This is a genomic window from Pseudoalteromonas sp. 4NS20-0020, assembly GCF_057554385.1.
Genome location: NZ_BAAJMI010000003.1, coordinates 116,413 through 138,780 on the forward strand (window position 1 = coordinate 116,413; position 22,368 = coordinate 138,780).

Below are 22,368 nucleotides of genomic sequence, written 5' to 3' on the forward strand. Positions count from 1 at the left end.
TTAGCTATAGAAACTTATAACTTTAAACATTAGTTAGATGTTCGTTTAATTGCGCATTTTGTACAGCGCTGTGTTGCAGGGTCTTTTTGAAGTAATGCGGTTGCAATTTTTTCTTCACAATCACAACAATAGCCGTATTGACCTATATCAATTTGACTCACTGCGGCCTCTAACATAGTCATACGATTAATTAAGTTGGCATACTCAGGGCCGAGCCTTTTTGCAGCAAGATCTAACCATTCATTATTTGCTGTATGTTTTAATGTGGTGATCAAGCCTTGATGGGCGGGGTGGGGCGATTTAGAAAGCATAACAAGTATGTTTGATTTAACTTGTGTTAGTTCATCATGTAAGCGCTTTTGGTGGTTCATTATCAGTATAACCCTTTTACATTAACTGCTCGTTATACTGATATTATCTAATTGCTTTTAATTATCTGTCATGATTTGAATCAAGTTGTGGTGCTTTTGCATATTTTTTTAAAACGGCAGATACGTCTTCTTTGGTTTTTAACCTACGAATTTCATCAAACAATGTTATCGCCTGCGGATATTGACGCTTTAAATAACCTAGCCATTGCTTAGTTCTAGATGCAAAATATTTTTCATCTTTAGCTGGATCATGATGAATAGCTGAGTGTATTAAGTGATAAAGAACATGCTCCCATTCTAAACCCTCGTAGTGCTCATTGTTGACATGTGCCTTTATTTTTTTTGCTAAATCAGGATGAGATAGGGCGCCTCTGCCAAGCATTAAGTCACTGCAACCGCTTCTTTTTTGGCATAGTATTGCGTCTTCAACTTGCCATATTTCACCATTAGCAACTACGGCAATATTTTTACCTTTTATTATAGGAGGTATCTTTTCCCAATATGCAGGCGGGTTGTATCCATCGCGTTTTGTTCTTGCATGAATTGCTACGCTATTAGCGCCAGCACTTACAACCGCATCAATAATTTCTTGGCTGTTACTGTCGTCATCAAAGCCTAAACGTATCTTTGCACTGACTTCATGTTTTGAATCTACCGCATCTCTAACCGCTTTAATTATGGTATACATATGCTCGGGATCTTTAAGCAAAACGGCACCACCGCGGCTACGGTTAACCGTCTTCGCAGGACACCCAAAATTAAGGTCAACACCATGGGAACCCAAATCAATCGCTCTCACTGCGTTTTCAGCTAATGGATTAGCTTCTTGTCCAAGCAATTGTATACGCACCGGCGTGCCTGCTCGGGTATAGCCATTATTATTTAGTTCAGGGCAGTATCGATAAAATACTTTTTCAGGTAAACGTGCTTGAACAACTCTTACAAATTCGGTCACGCATAAATCAAACCCGCCAAGGTCAGTTAGTAATTGGCGCATTTTAAAATCTACAACACCTTCCATAGGTGCTAAAACAAGTTTCATAAAGCGATTATATTATTAAAAATAAGGTCGCTAGTTTACCTGTAAATTGCATATTGATAAATCTGTAATTGTTACTCATAGTTAAAGTGAGAGCGCAGGGGGCAAATTTTTTCGATTAAATAAAAATAAAAATGAAAGTTTTTATTTCATTACAGGTCTACTTAAACATACACGCAATTTAAAACGATATTTACATTGCAATGACTTACACATTGAGTATAGAGAGCAAAGATAATGAATACAGTAAAAAATAATACAATCGCATTAACATTAGGTGCAGTAGTAGTGGGTTCTGCGAGTTTAGTATCTGCTGATGTACAAGCAAACCCGTTTGAATTTCAGCAGCTTGTTTCAGGTTATCAATTAGATGCTGCCGAAGGTAAGTGCGGTGAAGGCAAATGTGGCGGTGACGCAAAAGGTAAAAAAGAAGGCAAGTGCGGCGAAGGTAAATGTGGCGGCGACGCAAAAGGTAAAAAAGAAGGCAAGTGCGGCGAAGGTAAATGTGGCGGCGACGCAAAAGGTAAAAAAGAAGGCAAGTGCGGCGAAGGTAAATGTGGCGGCGATGCAAAAGGTAAAAAAGAAGGCAAGTGCGGCGAAGGTAAATGTGGTGGCGACGCAAAAGGTAAAAAAGAAGGCAAGTGCGGCGAAGGTAAATGTGGTGGCCGTTAATTTCTTAATTTAATTAAGTTATGCTAAAGGGCCACGGGGCCCTTTTTTGTTAATAGTAGAGGCAGTTATGACACAAATGCACAGTTCGGGATTTGGAATGGTTGGCTTAGGTTTGCGCCGTGAAATGCTAGATGAGTTATTAGAACACGTTCCAAAGCAAATTGATTTTTTAGAAATTGCGCCTGAAAATTGGTTAAAACTGGGCGGCCGATTTAAAAAGCAGTTTAAAACATTAACCGATGCTAATAATTTTGTATGTCATGGTTTGTCTTTATCAATAGGTTCGCCAGAGCCGCTTGATATTGAATTTATTAAATCGCTAAAAGTCTTTTTTGATCAGCACAACATTAAAATGTTTAGTGAGCATTTGAGTTATTGCTCTGGTCAAGGCCATATGTATGATTTAATGCCCATCCCTTTTACCGAAGAGGCAATAGCGCACGTTGTCCCCCGAATTAAGCAAGTTCAAGATATTCTTGAACGACCTATTGCGATGGAAAATGTATCTTACTACGGTGCGCCAGGCCAAGAGTTATCTGAACTCGAATTTACTACTGAAATTTTAGAGCAAGCAGATTGTAAATTGTTGCTTGATGTAAATAATATTTATGTTAATTCGATAAACCATGGTTATGACGCAAATACTTTCTTAGCCGGCTTACCTACAAAGCGTATCGCCTATGGGCATGTTGCGGGACATTATAATGAGGCTAATGATTTGATAGTCGATACTCATGGCGCCGATGTTATTGATCCAGTTTGGGAGTTACTTGATAAAGCTTATAAGGTACATGGTGTATTTCCAACGCTTCTTGAGCGAGATTTTAATATTCCAGAGATAAATGTACTCACTAAAGAGCTTGATATTATTATTCAGTTGCAACAAAAGTATCTAAATCCTGAGCTTTCAAAACAACGAGCTTAAAGTTAACGCGAATCAGACAGTAATGAGTATCCAGCTATGAGTTTTATAGATGTTCAAAATGAATTTATGGCGCACATACGTGAACCAAAAAAAAATAAAAAGCCAACTGATATTGAAGATAGACGCATGGCTATATATCGCGACTTATTCTTTAATAACATAGAGGGATTCATTTCTTCTGGGTATCCAGTGTTAAAAACGCTTTATAGTGACAAACAATGGAACAAATTGATTAGGCAGTTTTTTAGTGGATATAATTGTCAATCACCATACTTTTTAGATATAGCAGGGGAGTTTATTAATTACTTGTCGAGTAGTTATAAAATGAAAAACTATGATCCTGCTTTTATGTTAGAGCTTGCGCATTATGAATGGATAGAGCTTGACGTTTCAATAGCTAACGAAGATCCTAATGAGAGAAAACTACAACAAACAGCGTTAACTAAAAGTCCATTATTTCTATCAAGCGTAGCGAGAAATTTGAGTTACCAATATCCAGTGCAAACTATAAGTGACCAAGTCCGGCCAAAAGAACCATCGACTGTACCTAACTATTTTGTTGTTTATAGAGATGAAGAAGATGAAGTACAGTTTTTAGCAACTAATGCAATGACGGCTTTATTACTCTCTATCATTGAAAGCGCTGAAGGCATTACATTTGATAACCTCTGCCAACAGGTGATTATGCAGGCTCCTCAGTTTAACGAAGAGCAAATAACACAAGGGGCGCTTGTAACACTCAATGCGCTGATTGAACGCGGTGTAATCGTGACAAAAAATCAAGATTAAGGCCTTTATTGATGTTTTTACATCGTCTATCATGGCAGCCTTATTTATCGTGCTTAATAAAAGGTTGTACCATGTCAGATGATAAAGATTTTAAAGATCCGTTTAACGCTACTTATTTTATTGCTTTTCTAGCGGTATTTGCAGGTATTGGTTGTTTAAATGCAATTTTAGGTTGGATCACTAGCTTAACCTAAAACGTATTTATAGTTTAAGGCTGTTGTTAGCATCAGCCTTAACGCTTTGCTTTTTTATCCTCTATAACTGTTCAATATTTTCGTTAAAGTCACAGCAAACTCGCAATTAAAGTTCACTTAAGGTTATAATCACCTGCTTTGTAATATCAACCATTGAGCAGTAAAACTTATGACTCAAGTAACACCAGCAATTATTAAAAACAGCATTGCAACAATTGCTGATTATCCTAAAGCGGGCATTATGTTTCGCGATGTAACTACATTAATGGCCAACCCTGAAGCGTTCAAGGCTACTATTGATGCGTTTATAACCGAATATAAAGACCAAGGTTTTACAAAAATTATTGGCACAGAATCACGTGGCTTTATTTTTGGTGCGCCTTTATCTTATGCTTTAGGTATTCCTTTTATTCCAGTGCGTAAGCCTGGCAAATTACCGCGCGAAGTTATTCGCCAAGATTACCTACTAGAATACGGTGAAGACACGCTAGAACTTCATGTTGATGCAATTGTACCCGGTGATAAAGTACTCCTTGTTGATGACCTACTAGCAACTGGCGGTACTATTGAAGCGACTGCTAAACTAGTTAATAAGTTAGGCGGTGAGGCTACTGATGCAGCATTTGTTGTATCACTGCCTGAATTAGGTGGCGAACAACGCATAGAAAAAATGGGTATCAAAATCTTAAAGTTGGTTGAATTCGAAGGCGAATAATCGATGAGTTATCAGGTTCTAGCGAGAAAATGGCGTCCACAAACCTTTCATGAATTGGTTGGGCAGTCTCATGTTAAACAAGCGCTTGTTAATGCGCTTACACAAAATAGACTGCACCACGCGTATTTATTCACTGGAACCCGAGGAGTTGGTAAAACAACAATTGCGCGTATTTTTGCAAAAAGCTTAAATTGCGACGAAGGTATTTCGGCATCTCCTTGTGGGCAATGTAGCAGCTGTACAGATATTGAAGCAGGGCGCTACATTGACCTGCTAGAAATTGATGCTGCCTCTCGTACTAAAGTAGAAGATACGCGTGAAATACTTGATAACGTTCAATACGCACCTACGCGCGGGCGTTACAAAGTATACCTAATAGATGAAGTTCACATGCTTTCAAAGCATAGTTTTAATGCGCTTTTAAAAACGCTTGAAGAACCGCCAGAGCATGTGAAATTTTTACTCGCAACCACCGATCCCCAAAAGTTACCCGTTACTATTTTATCGCGGTGTTTACAGTTTAATTTAAACGCCTTATCGCAAAGTGAAATTAAAACACAGCTTCAACACGTTTTGACTCAAGAACAACTGCGCTTTGATAACGATGCACTTAGCGTTATTGCAAAAGCTGCAGATGGCAGTATGCGCGACGCGCTTAGCTTAACCGATCAAGCTATAGCACAAACGAATGGTGATATTAATAATCAAGCGGTTCAAGCTATGCTTGGTTTAATGGATACACACTACAGCCAGAGTTTATTAGCAGCATTACTAAGTCAAGATGGCGCTGCGCTCATGAGCGAAATAGCAAATGTAGCGAGCAAAAATCCAAATTATATAGCGTTACTTGATGATTTAATTTCATTAACGCACTTAACCCAGCTTACCCAACTAGTGCCTCAAGCTGCTGGGCTTGATGAGACCAATGCTGATTACATAAAACACGTTGCAGAGCACACCAGTGCGCAGCAAGTGCAGGTTTATTACCAGTTACTTTTAAACGGTAAAAAAGATTTACAATGGGCCCCTGAACCACGTTTAGGGTTCGAAATGATTTTGCTGAGGTTACTTGCATTTCAGCCTGCAGGAAACGAAAATCAGCAGGACGAGATAAATACACCTCAATTGCCGGCACGTAACACTGAAAGCCGAGCCAATGCACTGCGCGATATTTTAAGTAAAAATAAGCATGAAAGTACTAATAACGCAGCTAAACACAGCGACATAAGCGCTGTACAGCAACCAGCTGAAAAATCGATTATAAGTGCAGAACAGCATGAGCAAGTAACCCCCACGGCTACTGACACGCCTGTTGATTCTGCTCACGTAGAGCATTTACAGGTTGAAAACGAAGAGGCTCAAACTGAAACGAGCCAAAATACACCTGCGAAGCAAATAAGTGATGAGCAAGCACAGCGTAACAGCGAAAATGAAGCATACATGCAGCACAATGATGTAGAGCAAACATTAGCTGCACAATTCGATGATGTAATGAGTAGCGCGCTAGATCAAGGTTTTAATCCTCAAACTCAAAGCACATCGCAACAGGCTGAATCTCCAAGCGCTCCAGTCTCTTTGGATGCAGCTTCACTGCATGATAAAGAGTCTCAGGCACAATCGGCCATTGCACGCATCTTACGTGACAGAAATATATCAGGTTCAGGCAGGTTATCAGGTAATAATATAGCTCAGCCGCCAGTGTCTGAAAAACCTGAAGCTGATAATAATGAGCAAAGTAACAGGCTGGTTGGTTCGCCAATTGTAGAGCAAAGTGAATCCACTAATACAGATATACACACTCATTCTGAAAACGCAGAACACCCTCAAGCGGCTTCTGTGCAATCTACTAACCCACCGCCGTGGGATGACTATAATACAGGCGAGCATGAAAAAAAGTCTGAGCTCCCTGTTAGCGGGAGCCAAGCAAAACGCCCCAGTGTCGTCGCTACAAAAGCACAAAAAGTTGATTTTAAAGCTAAGCATCAAACAATCACTGAAAATTTAGCGCCTGAGTTACTAGAACAAATTAATCCTCAAAGTGTGCCTGCTACAGCTCCACAAGAGGAAAGTATTCCGGTTCCAGATGATTTTCAAAGCCCAATAAGTGAAATAAAGTTTGCTCATCAGCAAGACGAGTGGGCTTATTTGATAAAACGTATGGGGCTGGGTGGACGAATGCGCCAATTTGCGCTGCATTCAATTTTTACGAAGCAGGGAAGTAACTTACATATAGATGTTGATGAATCGCAAAAACACTTAGATACGCCAATGCTTCGCCAAAAACTTGATGCCGCATTATCGAGTATTTACGATCACAATGTATCGCTGAGTATAAAATTTGCTCAAGGTGTTATCGACTCGCCTTATTTAATTCAACAAAAAATAGATGCAGGGCGCCATCAGCAAGCAATAGATGTGATCACAAGTGACGAAAACATAGTACAATTTCAACAGTTATTTAGCGCCGAAATTGACGAAAACAGTATTCAGGCATTGTAATTACATACAATCGCCCTTATCTTCATGACAATTAAAGATTAAAAGAAAGAGAGAAAATTATGTTTAAAGGTGGAATGGGTAACATGATGAAGCAAGCGCAGCAAATGCAAGAGCGCATGCAAAAAGCCCAAGACGAAATAGCAACAATGGAAGTTGTTGGTGAAGCGGGTGCAGGCTTAGTTAAAGTAACCATGCTTGGCAACCACAATGTGCGTCGCGTAGAGCTTGATGAAAGCCTTATGGAAGACGACAAAGACATGATTGAAGACTTACTTGCAGCGGCATGTAACGATGCTGTGCGCCGTGTAGTTGAAGAAACGCAAGAACGAATGAGCAAAGTAACTGGCGGTATGCAATTACCACCAGGTATGAAAATGCCGTTTTAACAAACAATGCAACTTTCAGATAGTTTAAATCAGCTTATTGAAGCATTGCGGTGTCAACCGGGTATTGGCCCAAAGTCTGCACAGCGTATTGCATTTCATTTGCTTGAACGTGATCGCAAAGGTGGTACACAACTAGGTAGCGCGCTTACTAAGGCAATGACAGCAATAGGTCATTGCCAAACGTGCCGAACTTTTTGTGAGCAACCTCAATGTGACATTTGCTTAAGTACAAAACGCCAAGACAGCGGTACGTTATGTGTTGTTGAGTCGCCTACTGATGTACTTGCTATTGAGCAAACGGGTCAGTATTTAGGTTTATATTTTGTTCTTATGGGGCATTTATCACCTATTGATGGTATTGGCCCTAAAGAAATAGGGTTAGATGTTTTAGAGCAAAAACTTTCTCAAGGCGGCATTAACGAAGTAATACTAGCAACAAATCCTAGTGTTGAGGGTGAGACGACTGCGCATTACATTGCCCAGCTTTGCCATAAAAACAATGTGGGTGCTTCGCGCATAGCGCACGGTATTCCGGTTGGAGGCGAACTTGATTTAGTTGATGGTAGAACCCTAATGCATGCATTTAGTGGTCGCCGCGTGGTTACACAAGAATAGTTTATTAAAGCGACTGTTTGAAAAGATATGTAAAAGCCTACGTAATTAATTTATGTAGGCTTTTTTGTTTTTAAGGTAAGCTAGCTAAAAATAGTGTGCAGTTAATTTGACGGCTAAGTAATCAAAGCCTTTTTTGAGATAGGTTTATTTAGAGTTAAAACGTAAGGATCACAATGAAAACGCATTCAACAAATCAAAGCGGCTTACTTAATAGTAAACGATTTTTACCTTTGTTTATTACCCAGTTTTTTTCTGCCGTTAACGATAATGTCTATAAGCAGTCGGTGCTTATTTTACTGGTTTTTCAAGCTGCAACATTGGCCGATGGTGCGCTCTATTCAAACATAGCAGCAGGTTTATTTATTTTACCGTTTTTTTTATTTTCGGGTATGGCAGGGCAGCTTGCTGAGAAAACAGAAAAATCAAAATTAATCAGGTTTGTAAAACTTTGCGAAATTCCTATTATGGTTGTAGGGGCACTATCTATTTATACCCAGTCTATTTGGCTTATGCTCACCACTATATTTTTCATGGGGTTTCAAAGTACATTTTTTGGTCCGTTAAAATATTCTATTTTACCGCAGCACGTTGCCCCGAACGAATTAACAAAAGCGAATGGGTTAGTTGAATCGGGTACCTTTGTTGCCATTTTACTAGGGACTATTTTTGGGACTTATTACATTACGCAAAACGTAGGCCCCGAAATTATTAGCATTGCAGTACTCGTGCTCGCATTATTAGGTTATGTGAGTAGCCGCTTTATACCAATAAGTGCAGCGAATGAACCTAACTTAGCGTTTACCTACAATATTTATACCTCTACAAAAAATGTGTTTTCAGCACTTAATTCGCAAACAGAGTCTGTAGGCAAATCAGTCTTAGGTATAAGCTGGTTTTGGTTAATAGGCGCCATTGTGCTAACTACATTACCAAACTATGTTAAGCACGTAATGGGCGGTAACGAATTAGTAGTAACCAGTGCGCTGGTGGTATTTTCGTTAAGTATTGCTATTGGTTCTTTATTATGTGAAAAGCTTTCGCGTTCGCGTATTGAGTTAGGCATTGTGCCCTTTGGTGCCATCTTAATTACCCTATTTTTATACTTGCTCAGTACAGAGCCCGCTATTTTAAGTTATGGTGTGCAAATCGATGAATTATTAACCTTAAAGCAGGTATTAAATACTGGCGATATGCGCTGGCACTTTGTGTGGATGGCCGGTATTGGTATAGCATCAGGTTTTTATACTGTTCCTTTGTATGCTTTGATACAACAAAGAACAGAAGAGGCGTGTCGGTCTCGTGTTATTGCCGCTAACAACGTACTTAATGCACTGTTTATGGTGTGCAGTGCCATTTTAAGTATTGTGACATTGTCTATTTTAGAGTGGAGTATCTCAGAATTATTGCTTTTACTTGCAGGGTTAAACTTACTGATTTCATTGTATATTTATACCAAAGTACCTGAGTTTTTCTTGCGTTTTATTATCTATATTTTAGCTATTTGCATGTATCGCGTGAAAACCAGAGGCGAAATAAATATACCAGAGGAAGGTGCAGCGGTTATCGTTGCCAATCATGTCAGCTTTGTTGATTGGATGTTTATTTTAGCAGCGTCACCAAGACCAATTCGTTTCATGGTTTTTGCGCCAATTTATTATTCTCCTGCTCTGCACTGGTTATTTAAAATGGCTAAAGCAATACCGATTGATAGCGAAAAAGCAAACCCTGAAGCTTTTAAAAAGGCGTTTGACGATGTTGCAGAGGCACTTGAACGCGGCGAGCTTGTGGGTATTTTCCCTGAGGGTAAATTAACAGGTGATGGCTGTGTTGATATGTTTAGAAGAGGTATAGAGAGAATAATTGAGCGAACGCCTGTTGCTGTTGTGCCTGTGCATTTAGGTGGGCTTTGGGGCAGTATGTTTAGCCGAAAAACAAAGTGGCAATTACCTCGTTTAAAATGGTCGCTAGTCTCTGTATCTGTTGGTGAGCCTGTTACGGCAAATAAAGCAAAAGCGGATAATCTGCGTCAACGAGTGTTAGATTTAAAACTACTTTACTCTAAAGGTAATGATTAATAGGCATGAAAAGCAGCCAAACAAACCCTATTGTCGATAATTTTATAGCGCCAAAATGCATAGATACGTTTAGTATTTTGTATCAAGATAACGATATTTTAGTCATTAATAAACCCAGCGGGTTGCTGAGTTTATCAGGGAAAAATCCAGAAAACTGGGACTCAGTACATTATCGTCTAGTAAATGGGCAAAAAGGAGTAACGCCGGCCTTTTTAAACGCTAAATTAGTTCATCGATTAGATTTAGGCACATCGGGAATAATGCTTGTAAGCCTAAACGATTTGAGCTCAAAACGTTTAAATAAGCAGTTTCAATTACGTAGTGTAAAAAAGCATTATGTAGCAGTGCTGCAGGGGTATGTTAGCGAAAATAGAGGGCAAATTGATGCGCCCATAGCTAAAGACACACAGTTATTTCCGCGTGTAAAAATCTGCAAGCTAGAGGGGAAGCCTGCTGTTACCGAGTTTAATGTTATAAAGCGCCTTGCTAACCCTGTTAGAACTTATGTACGCTTTTCTCCTTTGACTGGGCGTACTCATCAGCTACGCATACATAGTCATTTTATAGGCCACCCTATTTTAGGGTGCGACCTGTATAAGAGTGCACACAGTGAAAAGCTATCAAAACGTTTACAGTTGCATGCAAGCGATCTGTTTTTTGAACATCCCACTACAAATCAAGCAATTCATATCCATTGCCCAAGCCCATTTTAGTGTGAATTAACATTACATTTTTTAATTTTTTCCCTTGAAGTTCTATTAGCTCCCCCCATATTAAGTGCATAACGCAGACACTTTGCTAATTGGAGATATATAAATGACTGCAGCACAAAAAGAAACATTAGGCTTTCAAACAGAAGTAAAACAACTATTAAACTTAATGATTCATTCTCTTTATTCAAACAAAGAGATTTTTTTACGTGAGCTTGTATCAAACGCATCAGATGCAGCCGACAAGCTACGTTTTTTAGCGCTTTCAAATGGTGATCTTTACCAAGGTGATGCAGACCTTCGCGTTCGTATCAGCGCAGATAAAGAGGCCAATACCGTTACTATTTCAGATAACGGCATCGGTATGACGCGTGAAGAAGTGATTAACTCTTTAGGCACTATTGCAAAATCGGGCACGGCTGAGTTTTTCAAAAACTTAACGGGCGATCAGAGCAAAGATTCACAACTTATTGGTCAGTTTGGTGTTGGTTTTTACTCTGCATTTATTGTTGCTGATTTAGTGACTGTTCGCACACGTAAAGCGGGTGAAACAACTGCTTATGAGTGGGAGTCTAAAGGTGAAGGCGAGTACACGCTGCAAGAAATTGAAAAAGAAGGCCGTGGTACCGAAATTACTTTACACCTTCGCGAAGACGAAAAAGAATTTGCAGACGAATTCCGTTTACGTAGCATTGTGACTAAATACTCAGATCATATTTCTACGCCTGTACAAATGTACAAAGCAGAAGTACCAGAATCTGAAGGCGAAGATGGCGAAAAGATTCCAGCAGTACCGGGTGAGTGGGAAAGCATTAACCGCGCCACGGCATTGTGGACGCGTGATAAATCAGAGCTTTCTGATGAAGAATACAAAGAGTTTTACAAGCATGTGAGCCATGACTGGGAAGATCCGCTAAGCTGGGCACATAATAAAGTTGAAGGTAAAACTGAGTACACTAGCCTTTTGTATATCCCTAAAAAAGCCCCTTTCGATTTATGGAATCGTGAGCGTCAAAGTGGTTTAAAACTATACGTTCAACGTGTGTTTGTAATGGATGATGCTGAGCAGTTTATGCCAAGCTACTTACGTTTTGTTAAGGGTTTATTAGATTCAAACGATTTACCATTAAATGTATCGCGTGAAATTTTACAAGATAACAAAGTAACCCAAGCGATTCGTAAAGGGTGTACCTCGCGTATCATTAAAATGCTTGAGCGTATGGCTAAAAACAAAGCTGACGATTACCAAGTGTTTTGGAATGAATTTGGCCAAGTAATGAAAGAAGGCCCAGCGGAAGACGCTGCAAATAAAGAAGCGATTTGCAAGTTACTTCGTTTTTCTTCTACTCATACAGATTCACAGACGCAAGATGTGTCGCTTGAGCAATATGTTGAGCGCATGAACGAAGGGCAAGATAAAATATATTACGTGGTAGCCGATACCTTTACCGCTGCTAAAAACTCGCCGCATTTAGAGATTTTCCGCAAAAAAGGCATTGAGGTATTATTACTAAGCGACCGTGTTGACGAGTGGATGATGAGCCACCTAACTGAGTTTGCAGATAAGCCACTTCAGTCAATCACACGTGGTGACTTAGACCTAGGCAAGCTTGATGATGAAGAGACAAAGAAAGCGCAAGAAGAGTCTGAAAAAGAGATGGCCGGCTTAGTAGAACGCATTAAAACAGCCTTAGGAGATGATGTTAAAGAAGTGCGTTTCACACACCGTTTAACTGACTCTCCAGCATGTGTTGTAAGTGATGACAACGACATGAGTTCGCAAATGCAAAAGCTAATGGAGTCTGTTGGTCAAGCGGCGCCAGAGGCTAAGCCTGTGTTTGAGCTAAACCCAGAGCATCAACTTGTGAAACATTTAAATGACGAACAAGATGAAGATAAATTTGCACAATGGTCACATGTCCTATTAGACCAAGCATTACTTGCAGAGCGCGGAACATTAAAAGACCCAACAGGGTTTGTTACACGCCTAAATAAATTAATGTTAGAGCTAAGCAAATAAATTTATATTAACTTATTAAAAGTACAAATATTGTACATATTAAAAAAGGAAGCCGAGGCTTCCTTTTTTTATGCGCTATAAACTAGGCAATTAGTATAAGTTGCTTGAGTATCAGCGGCGCTTATGGAAGAATTCAGGCTTTAAAAATAAACTCTCATACTAGGGGACAATGATATGCGCATTATTCTTTTGGGCGCGCCGGGTGCAGGTAAAGGTACTCAAGCTCAGTTTTTAATGGACAAGTACGGTATTCCACAAATTTCGACTGGCGATATGTTACGTGCTGCAATTAAAGAAGGCACTCCACTTGGCTTAGAAGCAAAAAAAGTAATGGACGCAGGTCAGCTAATTTCTGACGATATCATTATTGGTTTAGTTAAAGAGCGTATTGCTAAAGCAGATTGCGAAAAAGGTTTTTTACTAGATGGCTTTCCACGTACCATTCCACAAGCAGATGCAATGAAAGAAAATGGCGTAGTAGTTGATCACGTTATTGAATTTGATGTTGCTGATGAAGTAATTGTAGAGCGTATGGGCGGACGTCGTGTTCATCCTGGCTCGGGTCGTGTTTACCATGTTGTTTACAATCCACCAAAAGTGGAAGGTAAAGACGATGAAACAGGTGAAGAGTTAATTGTGCGCGCTGACGACACAGAAGAGACTGTGCGTAAACGTCTAGGTATTTACCACGAGCAAACTATGCCGTTGGTTGATTACTACCAAGCTGAAGCAGCTGCAGGCAACACGCAGTACCATAAACTTGACGGTACACAAGCCGTAGAAGTTGTAAGTGCACAGTTAGGTGAGCTTTTAGGTTAATTTAAAGCGCACAAAAAAACCGCCTGCTGGCGGTTTTTTTGTTTTACAGAAAGACCTATAAGGTTTTAAGCTTTTCTATTACGCTGTCATATTCTGGCTCGGTAGATAGGTTACTCACTAATTGCTTATAAATCACTTTGTGGCTCTTATCGAGTATAAAAATAGAGCGCGTTAGAAGCCCCATATCTTTTATAATCACACCATATTTTTGGCCAAAATCACGCCATACTGAATCAGATAATGTGATGACTTTATCTATACCTTCTGCTTTACAAAATCGTTTTTGGGCGAACGGTAAATCAGCGCTTATAGTCAATATTTCAATACTTGGAAATTGCAGCGCCACTTTTTCGTTAAAGTGTTTAGTTTGTAAACTACACACACCGGTATCTAAACTTGGTACTACGCTAATTAGTAATGCTTGCCCTTTGTAGTTTTTGAGCGTTACAGGCGTAAAGTTTCCATCAACTACTTTAAAGTCAGGCGCACTTTCACCTACTGAGACACCTTCGCCCATTAAAGTAATTGGTTTGCCCTGTACTGACACTTTTCCTGCATCAAGCGTGTTTTCTTGGTAATCGGCTGCCATAGCAACGGAGCAAAATGCACTCAGTACAAACGCGAACGTACGATACATAAGGTATTTCCTTTTAAATTAACGCAATAAGTGACAGTGTATTATACTGCGTATGAGTAACCAAGCGATTATGCGTTCTTGCTTGCTAAGAATTAGTTATGAGATTTATAAATTGTAAACCGCTGAAACTTTGATTAACATATAGTTACAAAAAATATCTTAAATAATAAAAATAAAAGCCACTATCATTTTGTGATGTTAATACTTGGTTTAAAAATAGAGAGATAGTATGCCAACATCAGTATTAGTATGTGATGATTCCAAATTAGCGAGGCGCCAGTTAGCTCGCTCATTGCCGGAAGACTGGGACATAAAGGTTGAGTTTGCAATTAACGGTGTTGATTGCATAAAGCAAATAAAAGCGGTTGACCCAGAAATTCTATTCCTTGATTTAAACATGCCTGAAATGGACGGGTATGAAGTGTTGATGGCAATGAAAGAGTTAGGCTTAAATGTGCTTACTGTTGTGGTATCTGGCGACATACAACCTAATGCCCACCAACGAGTGCTTGATTTAGGCGCTATCGATTTTATTCAAAAACCCTGCTCACCAGAAAAGCTTGCCGAAATAATAGAGCATCATGGAATTAAAGACAAAGCTATGCGTGAACGCTTGTCCCATGCATTAGGTGAGCAAGTTGACCCTGACGTTCGAGACATCTACCAAGAACTGACGAATGTCGCAATGGGGCAGGCTGGTGACTTACTAGCAAGGTTACTCAATGTATTTGTCGAATTACCAATCCCTAATGTAAATATTCTCGAGGTGAGTGAGCTAGATATGGCACTTCGCTCCATAGATAATAATGCGTCTACTTCTGGTGTGTGCCAGGGCTTTATAGGTGGTGGTGTATCTGGCGAAGCTTTATTATTACTCAACGATTCTAGTTTTAAAGAAATTGCGTCTTTAATGAATTATGACGGTGTACTCACCGATAACGTTGAGCTTGAGCTACTAATGGATATTAGTAATATCCTTATTGGTGCAATTCTTACGGGTCTTTCTAAGCAGCTCGACATGTCATTCAGCCAAGGACACCCAATTGTGTTAGGTCAGCATAGAGATGTGTCTGAACTGGTAAAAGCAAACAAGTCTCGTTGGCAACGCACTCTTGCAATTGAAATTAGCTATGGCATTGAAAATCACAACATAAACTGTGATTTAATGTTGTTATTTACCGAAGACTCACTTAAAACTTTGAAATACAAAGTTGCTTACCTATTAGAAGATTAAGTTATGGCTGCTGATTTAGATATGAATGAGATCCATTGGTTAATGGATATGTTTAATACCGTTGATGTGGGTCTTGTTGTACTTGATAGAGATTACCGAGTGTGTGTTTGGAATGGGTTCATGGAAAACCATTCCGGCTTATTACCAAGTGCGGTAAAGCATAAAGATTTATTTGATTTGTTTCCTGCAATAGACGAAAAATGGTTTAGAAGTAAATCTGAATCAGTATTTGTTTTAAAAAATCGCTCATTCACAATATGGGAACAGCAACCTTATATATTTAGGTTTAAAAATTACCGTCCTATCACTGGTAAAGCCGAGTATATGTATCAAAATGCAACTTTTATACCTTTAACTAATATTCGTGCAGAAGTCAGTCATATATGTATTATCTTATATGATGTAACTGATATTGCGGTAAATAAAAAAGAATTAGAGGATTTAAATGCCCGCCTAGAGCAAGTAAGCCAAACAGATAGCCTCACTCAATTGTATAACCGTGGTCATTGGGAGAGTACGCTCAAGCAAGAGTTTTTGCGTACTAAGCGCAATGGCGGTTCTAGTGCATTGCTGATGTTTGATATCGATCGATTTAAAGTCGTAAATGATGAATATGGCCACACGTGTGGTGATGAAGCACTACGCCACTTGTCAAAACTTTTAAAAACGACACTACGCGAAACGGACATCGCAGGAAGGTACGGTGGTGAGGAGTTTGTAGTTACTTTATTAGATACCGATGAAAAGGGGGCTGAAATTTTTGCTGAACGCTTAAGGGTATTAATTGAGCAAAGTCCTGTTATGTATAAACAACTTGAAGTGAAAGTAACAGTGAGTATTGGTTTTGCCTGTTTCAGTAATGAGTTTAAAGACCATGAGCGCTGGATAGAAGCTGCAGATAAAGCTATGTATCAATCTAAAAAGAATGGACGAAATAAAGTAACTGCATATGCCGATATAAAAAATGACGCTTAAGCGTCATTTTTTATTAATTATTTTTAGTCTGCAGCTCTGAGTTTAATCACTCGGTTGTATGTCGAGAGTCATCTTTAGGGCATTGTCCGATAGTCGTTATTTTTTCATTATTATCTACTTGTTCAAGTTTTACTTTAAACCCCCATAATCTATAAAGATGCTTAAGTACTTCCTCATGTGTATTTGCTAAAGGTATATTATTGTGTGGCACATACCTAAGCGTAAGCGCTCTATCCCCTCTGATATCAACATCGTACACTTGAATGTTAGGTTCATGATTACTTAAGTTATATTGAGCCGAAAGCGCTTCCCTTACCGCTTTATATCCATTGTCGTTATGAATTGCGCCTATTTCTAAATGCGAAGCGCTTGCGTTATCAATAAGTGTAAAAAGCTTAAAGTCGCGAATTAATTTAGGGGATAAAAACTGGCTTATAAAGCTTTCATCTTTAAAGTTTTGCATAGCAAAATGAAGGGTATCAAGCCAATTACTTCCGGCATATTCAGGAAACCACTTTTTATCTTCTTCTGTTGGGTGTTCGCATAGTCGTCTAATATCAACCATCATATTGAATCCCAGAGCATATGGATTGATACCAGAATAATACTGACTATTGTAAGGTGGTTGATAAACAACATTTGTATGGCTTTGTAAAAATTCCAGCATAAATGAGTCGGTAAGTTTACCTTCATCATATAGGTGATTTAAAATGGTGTAATGCCAAAAGGTGGCCCAGCCTTCATTCATTACTTGTGTTTGTTTTTGTGGGTAAAAATATTGTGATATTTTACGCACTATACGAATAACTTCACGTTGCCAAGGTTCTAAAAGTGGTGCGTTTTTTTCTATAAAATACAAGATATTTTCTTGCGGATCTTGAGGAAAGTGGCGTTCTTTCTTTTTTGCTTCTTGGTGATGTTCGGGGATTGTTCGCCATAATTCGTTCACTTGAGATTGCAAATAAGCCTCGCGTTCTTCTTGGCGCTTTTGCTCTTCGAATAACGAAATTTGTTGCGGGCGTTTATAACGATCAACGCCATAGTTCATGAGTGCGTGGCATGAGTCTAGTAAGGTTTCTACTGCTGTTACACCGTATTTTTCTTCGCAGCGACGTATATAATTTTTAGAAAATACCAGGTAATCAATGATAGAGCTGGCATCGGTCCATGTTTTAAATAAATAATTACCTTTAAAAAAAGAGTTGTGGCCATAACATGCGTGCGCCATAACTAGTGCTTGCATCGGTAACGTATTTTCTTCCATTAAATATGCAATACAGGGGTCTGAATTAATCACTATTTCATACGCGAGGCCCATTTGTCCGCGTTTATAGTTTTGCTCAGTTTGAATGAATTTTTTCCCGTAAGACCAATGGTTGTAACCAATAGGCATCCCAACACTTGAGTACGCATCCATCATTTGCTCGGCGGTGATCACCTCTATCTGATTAGGGTAAATGTCTAACCGGTAAAGGTCTGCAACGCGGGCTATTTCTGTTTGATACTCAGTTAACAAAGCAAAAGTCCAGTCAGGGCCGTCACTCATTCGTTTAGTATTCATATTAATACCTCGCTTGGTTATGCAGCCCCTTGTTGTTGCCGACCTTTTTTAAAAAGCTCCCTAAATATAGGGTAAATGTCTTCAACACTTTGAATGTGCTGTATGGCAAAGTTGGAATGTGTTTGCGTAATATTTAAATATTCTCGCCATAGGCTTTGATGAGCACGTGTTGTGATTTCAATGTAGGCAAAATAGCGAACAGCATCTAAAATGCTATTACGTAATATTTGTCCGCAATGAGGAGTATCGTCAGCCCAGTTATCACCGTCAGATGCTTGTGCTGCATATACATTCCATTCGTCTGCGTTGTAACGCTCTTTAATTATTTTATCCATCAGTTTAAGTGCGCTCGATACGATAGTTCCCCCAGTTTCTTGAGAGTAAAAAAATGTTTGTTCGTCTACTTCAGTCGCTTGCGTATGATGACGGATATAGACCACTTCAATGTTTTTATAACTGCGCGTTAAAAATTGATATAGTAAAATATAAAACCGTTTTGCCATATCTTTTGTGGCTTGGTCCATAGAGCCTGACACATCCATAATACAAAACATAACCGCTTTGCTGGTGGGGTGGGGGCGCTTCTCGTAATTTCTAAAACGCAAGTCGTAGTTATCAATAAATGGCACAGCTTTAATTTGCTGTTTGAGTAGGTTTATTTCTTTTTGTAAAAGTGCAACAGCGGCTTTATCGCTATGAGGTTCTTGTATTAATATTTTTAGCTGAGCTTCTAAATCGGCTAAGCGGCGCTTTTTTCCAGCGCTCATCGCAACACGTCGGGCAAGTGATCCTTGTAACGAACGAACAATATCAATATTACTTGGCATACCTTCACTGCAAAAACCGGCTCGGTGGGTTTTCATTTGTACAAGTTTATCAAGTTGATTTTCTTGAAGATTAGGAAGTTCTAAATCTTCAAAAAGTAAATCGAGGTACTCATCTTTTGAGATAGAGAACACAAATTCATCTTGCCCTTCGCCAGAGTCGCTTGCCTCACCTTGTCCAGAACCATCACCTTGACCACCTTTTGGTCGCTCTATTTTATCACCTGTTGCAAACTGATCGTTACCCGGGTGTATTTGTTTCTTATTCCCACCTTTACCTTGATGAAAGGTAGGCTCGCTGATATCACGTTGCGGAATAGATATACTTTCCCCCGATGTAGAGTCGGTTACACTGCGTTTATTTATTGCATCTGACACCGCTTCTTTTATCTGTTTTTTATAACGCCTAATGAAGCGTTGACGATTTACGGTGCTTTTATTTTTACCGTTTAAACGTCTGTCTATGAAATGCGCCATAATGACCTCCTAAAACCACAACCATGAAGGTTATTGTGATTTTCTAACACGTAGGTACCACTCAGATAACAATCTGACTTGCTTTTGTGTATAGCCTTTCTCGACCATGCGATTAACAAAGTCTTCGTGTTTTTGCTGATCTTCAGCTGAGGTTTTAGTATTAAACGAAATAACAGGCAACAGATCTTCTGTGTTTGAAAACATTTTTTTCTCAATGACAGTGCGTAATTTTTCATAACTCGTCCACAGCGGGTTTTTGCCATTGTTATGAGCCCGTGCGCGTAGTACAAAATTGACAATTTCGTTTCGAAAATCTTTAGGATTAGAAATGCCGGCTGGTTTTTCAATTTTCTCAAGCTCTGCATTCAGCGCAGCTCGGTCAAATAATTGGCCTGTATCAGGGTCACGATATTCTTGATCTTGAATCCAAAAATCGGCATAAATAACATAGCGATCAAATATGTTTTGCCCATATTCTGAGTATGATTCTAAATACGCAGTTTGAAGTTCCTTACCAATAAATTCAACATACTGAGGGATTAAATAGCCTTTTAAAAAGCTCAAGTAGCGTTCTTCAACATCGCTGCTGAATTGTTCACGCTCTATTTGTTGTTCAAGTACATAAAATAAGTGAACAGGGTTCGCGGCCACTTCTGTGTTATCAAAATTAAACACCCGAGATAAAATTTTAAATGCAAAGCGAGTAGAAAGGCCCGTCATGCCTTCATCCACCCCTGCGTAATCGCGATACTCTTGATACGACTTTGCTTTTGGATCAGTGTCTTTGAGTGTTTCACCATCGTACACTCGCATTTTAGAATATAGGCTTGAGTTTTCAGGCTCTTTTAATCGTGAAAGAGTTGTAAATTGTGCCAAAGCTTTGAGGGTGCCGGGCGCGCAAGGGGCGCTATGAAGTTCACTATGCTGAAGAAGTTTGTCGTAAATTTTAATTTCTTCAGTGACACGCAAACAATAAGGTACCTTGACTATGTATACACGGTCTAAAAAGGCTTCATTATTTTTGTTATTTTTAAAGGTTTGCCATTCAGATTCGTTTGAATGAGCGAGGATCATGCCATTAAAGGGAAGAGCGCTAATACCTTCAGTTCCATTGTAATTACCTTCTTGCGTGGCCGTTAGTAGTGGATGGAGTACTTTGATAGGGGCTTTAAACATCTCTACAAATTCCATCAAGCCTTGATTTGCCATGCAAAGTGATCCTGAATAAGCATAAGCATCGGGGTCATTTTGCGCAAAATGTTCAAGCTGACGTATATCTACTTTGCCTACTAATGCGGATATATCTTGGTTGTTTTCATCGCCTGGCTCTGTTTTAGCGATGCCTATTTGATTCAGAATAGATGGGTAACGTTTTACCACTCTAAACTTACTTATATCGCCATTAAACTCTTTCAGCCGTTTGCCTGCCCACGGTGACATAATTGTTTTTAAATAACGTGGCTTAATACCGTACTCTTGCTCTAGCACATTAGCGTCTTCAATGGGATCAAACAGAGATAATGGATGATCGTTTACCGGCGACCCTTTAATTGAATAGATGGGTACTTGTTGCATGAGGTACTTTAGTTTTTCAGCAATAGATGATTTGCCACCGCCGACTGGACCTAATAGGTAGAGAACTTGTTTACACTCTTCAAGCCCCTGAGCGGCGTGTTTTAAATAAGAAACAATTTGTTCAATGGCATCCTCCATACCATAAAAATCGGTAAAGGCAGGGTAGCGTGCAACTACTCTATTTGAAAATAACCGACTGAGGCGTGCGTCCGTTGCGGTATCAACCATTGTGGGTTCACCTATGGCCATTAAAAGGCGTTCTGGTGCACTCGCGTAGGCAGATTTATCGGTTTTACATATCTCAAGAAACTCGACGATACTGTACTCTTCTTCTTGTGCCGCTTCGTAACGTGCTTGGTAATGCTCAAAAATCGTCATAATAACCTCCGAAACCCGCTGTAAAAGGTGCTTACATTTTAAAGTCTAGTCGCGAAAGTATATGTTTGTGGAATAAAATTAAAAATTTAAGTGAAAAAAGATCATGTTGAAGAAGACTATTTTGTCAAATGACAGAGTTTAAAAGTATAAATAATAGGCATAAAAAAAGACGCTTTAGCGTCTTTTTTAAATTAGCGGTAAGTGCTAATTAAGCGAAGTTTGCGTTTGCAAATTCCCAGTTAACAAGTGACCAAAAACCTTTAAGGTAATCTGGACGCACGTTACGGTAATCAATGTAGTATGCGTGTTCCCATAAATCTACAGTAAGAACAGGTGTAACGCCGTCGTCAGTAAGTGGTGTAGCAGCGTTAGATGTGTTAACGATGTCTAAAGAGCCATCGGCAAGTTTTACTAACCAAGTCCAGCTTGAACCGAAGTTATTTACTGCTTTGTCGTTTAATGCATCTTTAAACGCATCAAAAGAACCCCATTTAGCGTTAATTGCATCTGCAATTGCGCCAGTAGGCTCGCCGCCGCCATTTGGAGATAGGCTGTTCCAGTAAAACGTGTGATTCCAGATTTGCGCTGCGTTGTTAAATACACCGCCTTCTGATGAACATACGATTTCTTCTAGAGATTTGTTTTCAAACTCTGTACCAGGGATCAAACCGTTAAGCTTAACAACATAAGTGTTGTGGTGCTTACCGTGGTGAAACTCTAATGTTTCTTTTGAAATATGTGGCTCAAGTGCGTCGATTGCATATGGTAGTGACGGTAGTTCAAATGCCATTTTTTATCTCCATCTTTTTTAGTTGATAGTCCATTTGGTAATACGTAATGCCTGTTGAAACAGACCACTTACCTATACCAAGTGGGAA

21 protein-coding genes are annotated in these 22,368 nt (G+C 39.3%); 14 read left to right on the forward strand and 7 right to left on the reverse strand.

The genetic code is table 11. The features are described 5' to 3' along the window. Positions 1 to 29 precede the first annotated feature (29 nt). Complete coding sequence (locus AC27JL_RS07815) at positions 30 to 371, reverse strand: TraR/DksA C4-type zinc finger protein (protein ID WP_008131363.1); 342 nt, start codon at positions 369 to 371, stop codon at positions 30 to 32. 61 nt (positions 372 to 432) lie between these two features. Further along, positions 433 to 1,413 carry a tRNA-dihydrouridine synthase gene (locus tag AC27JL_RS07820; protein WP_487195293.1) on the reverse strand — a complete coding sequence of 327 codons (981 nt, stop codon included), beginning with the start codon at positions 1,411 to 1,413 and terminating at the stop codon, positions 433 to 435. A gap of 234 nt (positions 1,414 to 1,647) precedes the next feature. Here AC27JL_RS07820 and AC27JL_RS07825 point away from each other — a divergent pair, with 234 nt between their 5' ends. From AC27JL_RS07825 to adk, 12 genes are all read left to right on the forward strand, one after another. Further along, positions 1,648 to 2,082, forward strand: a complete 435-nt coding sequence (locus AC27JL_RS07825; RefSeq protein ID WP_248519656.1) for an HvfA family oxazolone/thioamide-modified RiPP metallophore — start codon at positions 1,648 to 1,650, stop codon at positions 2,080 to 2,082. 67 nt (positions 2,083 to 2,149) lie between these two features. Next, positions 2,150 to 3,007 (forward strand): HvfB family MNIO-type RiPP peptide maturase, encoded by an 858-nt coding sequence (locus tag AC27JL_RS07830; RefSeq protein ID WP_487195294.1) that lies wholly within the window; start codon positions 2,150 to 2,152, stop codon positions 3,005 to 3,007. A gap of 36 nt (positions 3,008 to 3,043) precedes the next feature. Further along, positions 3,044 to 3,796, forward strand: coding sequence for an HvfC family RiPP maturation protein (locus AC27JL_RS07835; protein ID WP_487195295.1), 753 nt, complete (start codon positions 3,044 to 3,046; stop codon positions 3,794 to 3,796). Between the two features lie 71 nt (positions 3,797 to 3,867). Then, positions 3,868 to 3,990 carry a hypothetical protein gene (locus AC27JL_RS07840; protein ID WP_008132255.1) on the forward strand — a complete coding sequence of 41 codons (123 nt, stop codon included), beginning with the start codon at positions 3,868 to 3,870 and terminating at the stop codon, positions 3,988 to 3,990. A gap of 169 nt (positions 3,991 to 4,159) precedes the next feature. Beyond that, a complete protein-coding gene (gene apt, locus AC27JL_RS07845; protein ID WP_006792394.1) occupies positions 4,160 to 4,705 on the forward strand; it encodes an adenine phosphoribosyltransferase in 546 nt (181 codons plus the stop codon). 3 nt (positions 4,706 to 4,708) lie between these two features. After that, positions 4,709 to 7,204 carry a DNA polymerase III subunit gamma/tau gene (dnaX, locus tag AC27JL_RS07850; protein WP_487195297.1) on the forward strand — a complete coding sequence of 832 codons (2,496 nt, stop codon included), beginning with the start codon at positions 4,709 to 4,711 and terminating at the stop codon, positions 7,202 to 7,204. Between the two features lie 59 nt (positions 7,205 to 7,263). Continuing rightward, on the forward strand, positions 7,264 to 7,590 hold the full coding sequence (locus tag AC27JL_RS07855; RefSeq protein WP_487195298.1) for a YbaB/EbfC family nucleoid-associated protein: 327 nt from the start codon (positions 7,264 to 7,266) through the stop codon (positions 7,588 to 7,590). A 6-nt stretch (positions 7,591 to 7,596) separates the two neighbouring features. After that, on the forward strand, positions 7,597 to 8,205 hold the full coding sequence (gene recR, locus AC27JL_RS07860) for a recombination mediator RecR (protein WP_008132248.1): 609 nt from the start codon (positions 7,597 to 7,599) through the stop codon (positions 8,203 to 8,205). Between the two features lie 173 nt (positions 8,206 to 8,378). Further along, positions 8,379 to 10,280 carry an MFS transporter gene (locus AC27JL_RS07865; RefSeq protein ID WP_487195299.1) on the forward strand — a complete coding sequence of 634 codons (1,902 nt, stop codon included), beginning with the start codon at positions 8,379 to 8,381 and terminating at the stop codon, positions 10,278 to 10,280. Between the two features lie 5 nt (positions 10,281 to 10,285). Beyond that, positions 10,286 to 10,993, forward strand: a complete 708-nt coding sequence (locus AC27JL_RS07870) for an RluA family pseudouridine synthase (protein WP_487195300.1) — start codon at positions 10,286 to 10,288, stop codon at positions 10,991 to 10,993. A 103-nt stretch (positions 10,994 to 11,096) separates the two neighbouring features. Continuing rightward, entirely contained in the window at positions 11,097 to 13,010 is a 1,914-nt protein-coding gene (htpG, locus tag AC27JL_RS07875; RefSeq protein ID WP_006792400.1) for a molecular chaperone HtpG, read from the forward strand. A gap of 174 nt (positions 13,011 to 13,184) precedes the next feature. Next, positions 13,185 to 13,829, forward strand: a complete 645-nt coding sequence (gene adk / locus AC27JL_RS07880) for an adenylate kinase (protein ID WP_006792401.1) — start codon at positions 13,185 to 13,187, stop codon at positions 13,827 to 13,829. Between the two features lie 55 nt (positions 13,830 to 13,884). Here adk and tpx read toward each other — a convergent pair whose 3' ends face one another. After that, the gene (tpx, locus tag AC27JL_RS07885) at positions 13,885 to 14,466 is read right to left on the reverse strand and encodes a thiol peroxidase (RefSeq protein WP_487195301.1); all 582 of its coding nucleotides are present in this window, start codon (positions 14,464 to 14,466) and stop codon (positions 13,885 to 13,887) included. Positions 14,467 to 14,695: 229 nt separating this feature from the next. On the opposite strand from tpx, the gene AC27JL_RS07890 reads away from it, so the two are divergent. Continuing rightward, positions 14,696 to 15,700, forward strand: a complete 1,005-nt coding sequence (locus AC27JL_RS07890) for a response regulator (protein WP_006792403.1) — start codon at positions 14,696 to 14,698, stop codon at positions 15,698 to 15,700. Positions 15,701 to 15,703: 3 nt separating this feature from the next. Then, entirely contained in the window at positions 15,704 to 16,675 is a 972-nt protein-coding gene (locus tag AC27JL_RS07895) for a sensor domain-containing diguanylate cyclase (RefSeq protein WP_006792404.1), read from the forward strand. A gap of 46 nt (positions 16,676 to 16,721) precedes the next feature. On the opposite strand, the gene AC27JL_RS07900 is transcribed toward AC27JL_RS07895, so the two are convergent. From AC27JL_RS07900 to AC27JL_RS07915, 4 genes are all read right to left on the reverse strand, one after another. Next, on the reverse strand, positions 16,722 to 18,236 hold the full coding sequence (locus tag AC27JL_RS07900; RefSeq protein ID WP_487195303.1) for a SpoVR family protein: 1,515 nt from the start codon (positions 18,234 to 18,236) through the stop codon (positions 16,722 to 16,724). A 17-nt stretch (positions 18,237 to 18,253) separates the two neighbouring features. Further along, complete coding sequence (locus tag AC27JL_RS07905; RefSeq protein ID WP_487195305.1) at positions 18,254 to 19,537, reverse strand: YeaH/YhbH family protein; 1,284 nt, start codon at positions 19,535 to 19,537, stop codon at positions 18,254 to 18,256. Positions 19,538 to 19,567: 30 nt separating this feature from the next. After that, positions 19,568 to 21,490 (reverse strand): PrkA family serine protein kinase, encoded by a 1,923-nt coding sequence (locus AC27JL_RS07910; RefSeq protein WP_487195306.1) that lies wholly within the window; start codon positions 21,488 to 21,490, stop codon positions 19,568 to 19,570. Between the two features lie 208 nt (positions 21,491 to 21,698). Next, positions 21,699 to 22,280: a superoxide dismutase gene (locus AC27JL_RS07915; protein WP_010557600.1), complete on the reverse strand. Its 582-nt coding sequence runs from the start codon at positions 22,278 to 22,280 to the stop codon at positions 21,699 to 21,701. Positions 22,281 to 22,368: the final 88 nt, after the last annotated feature.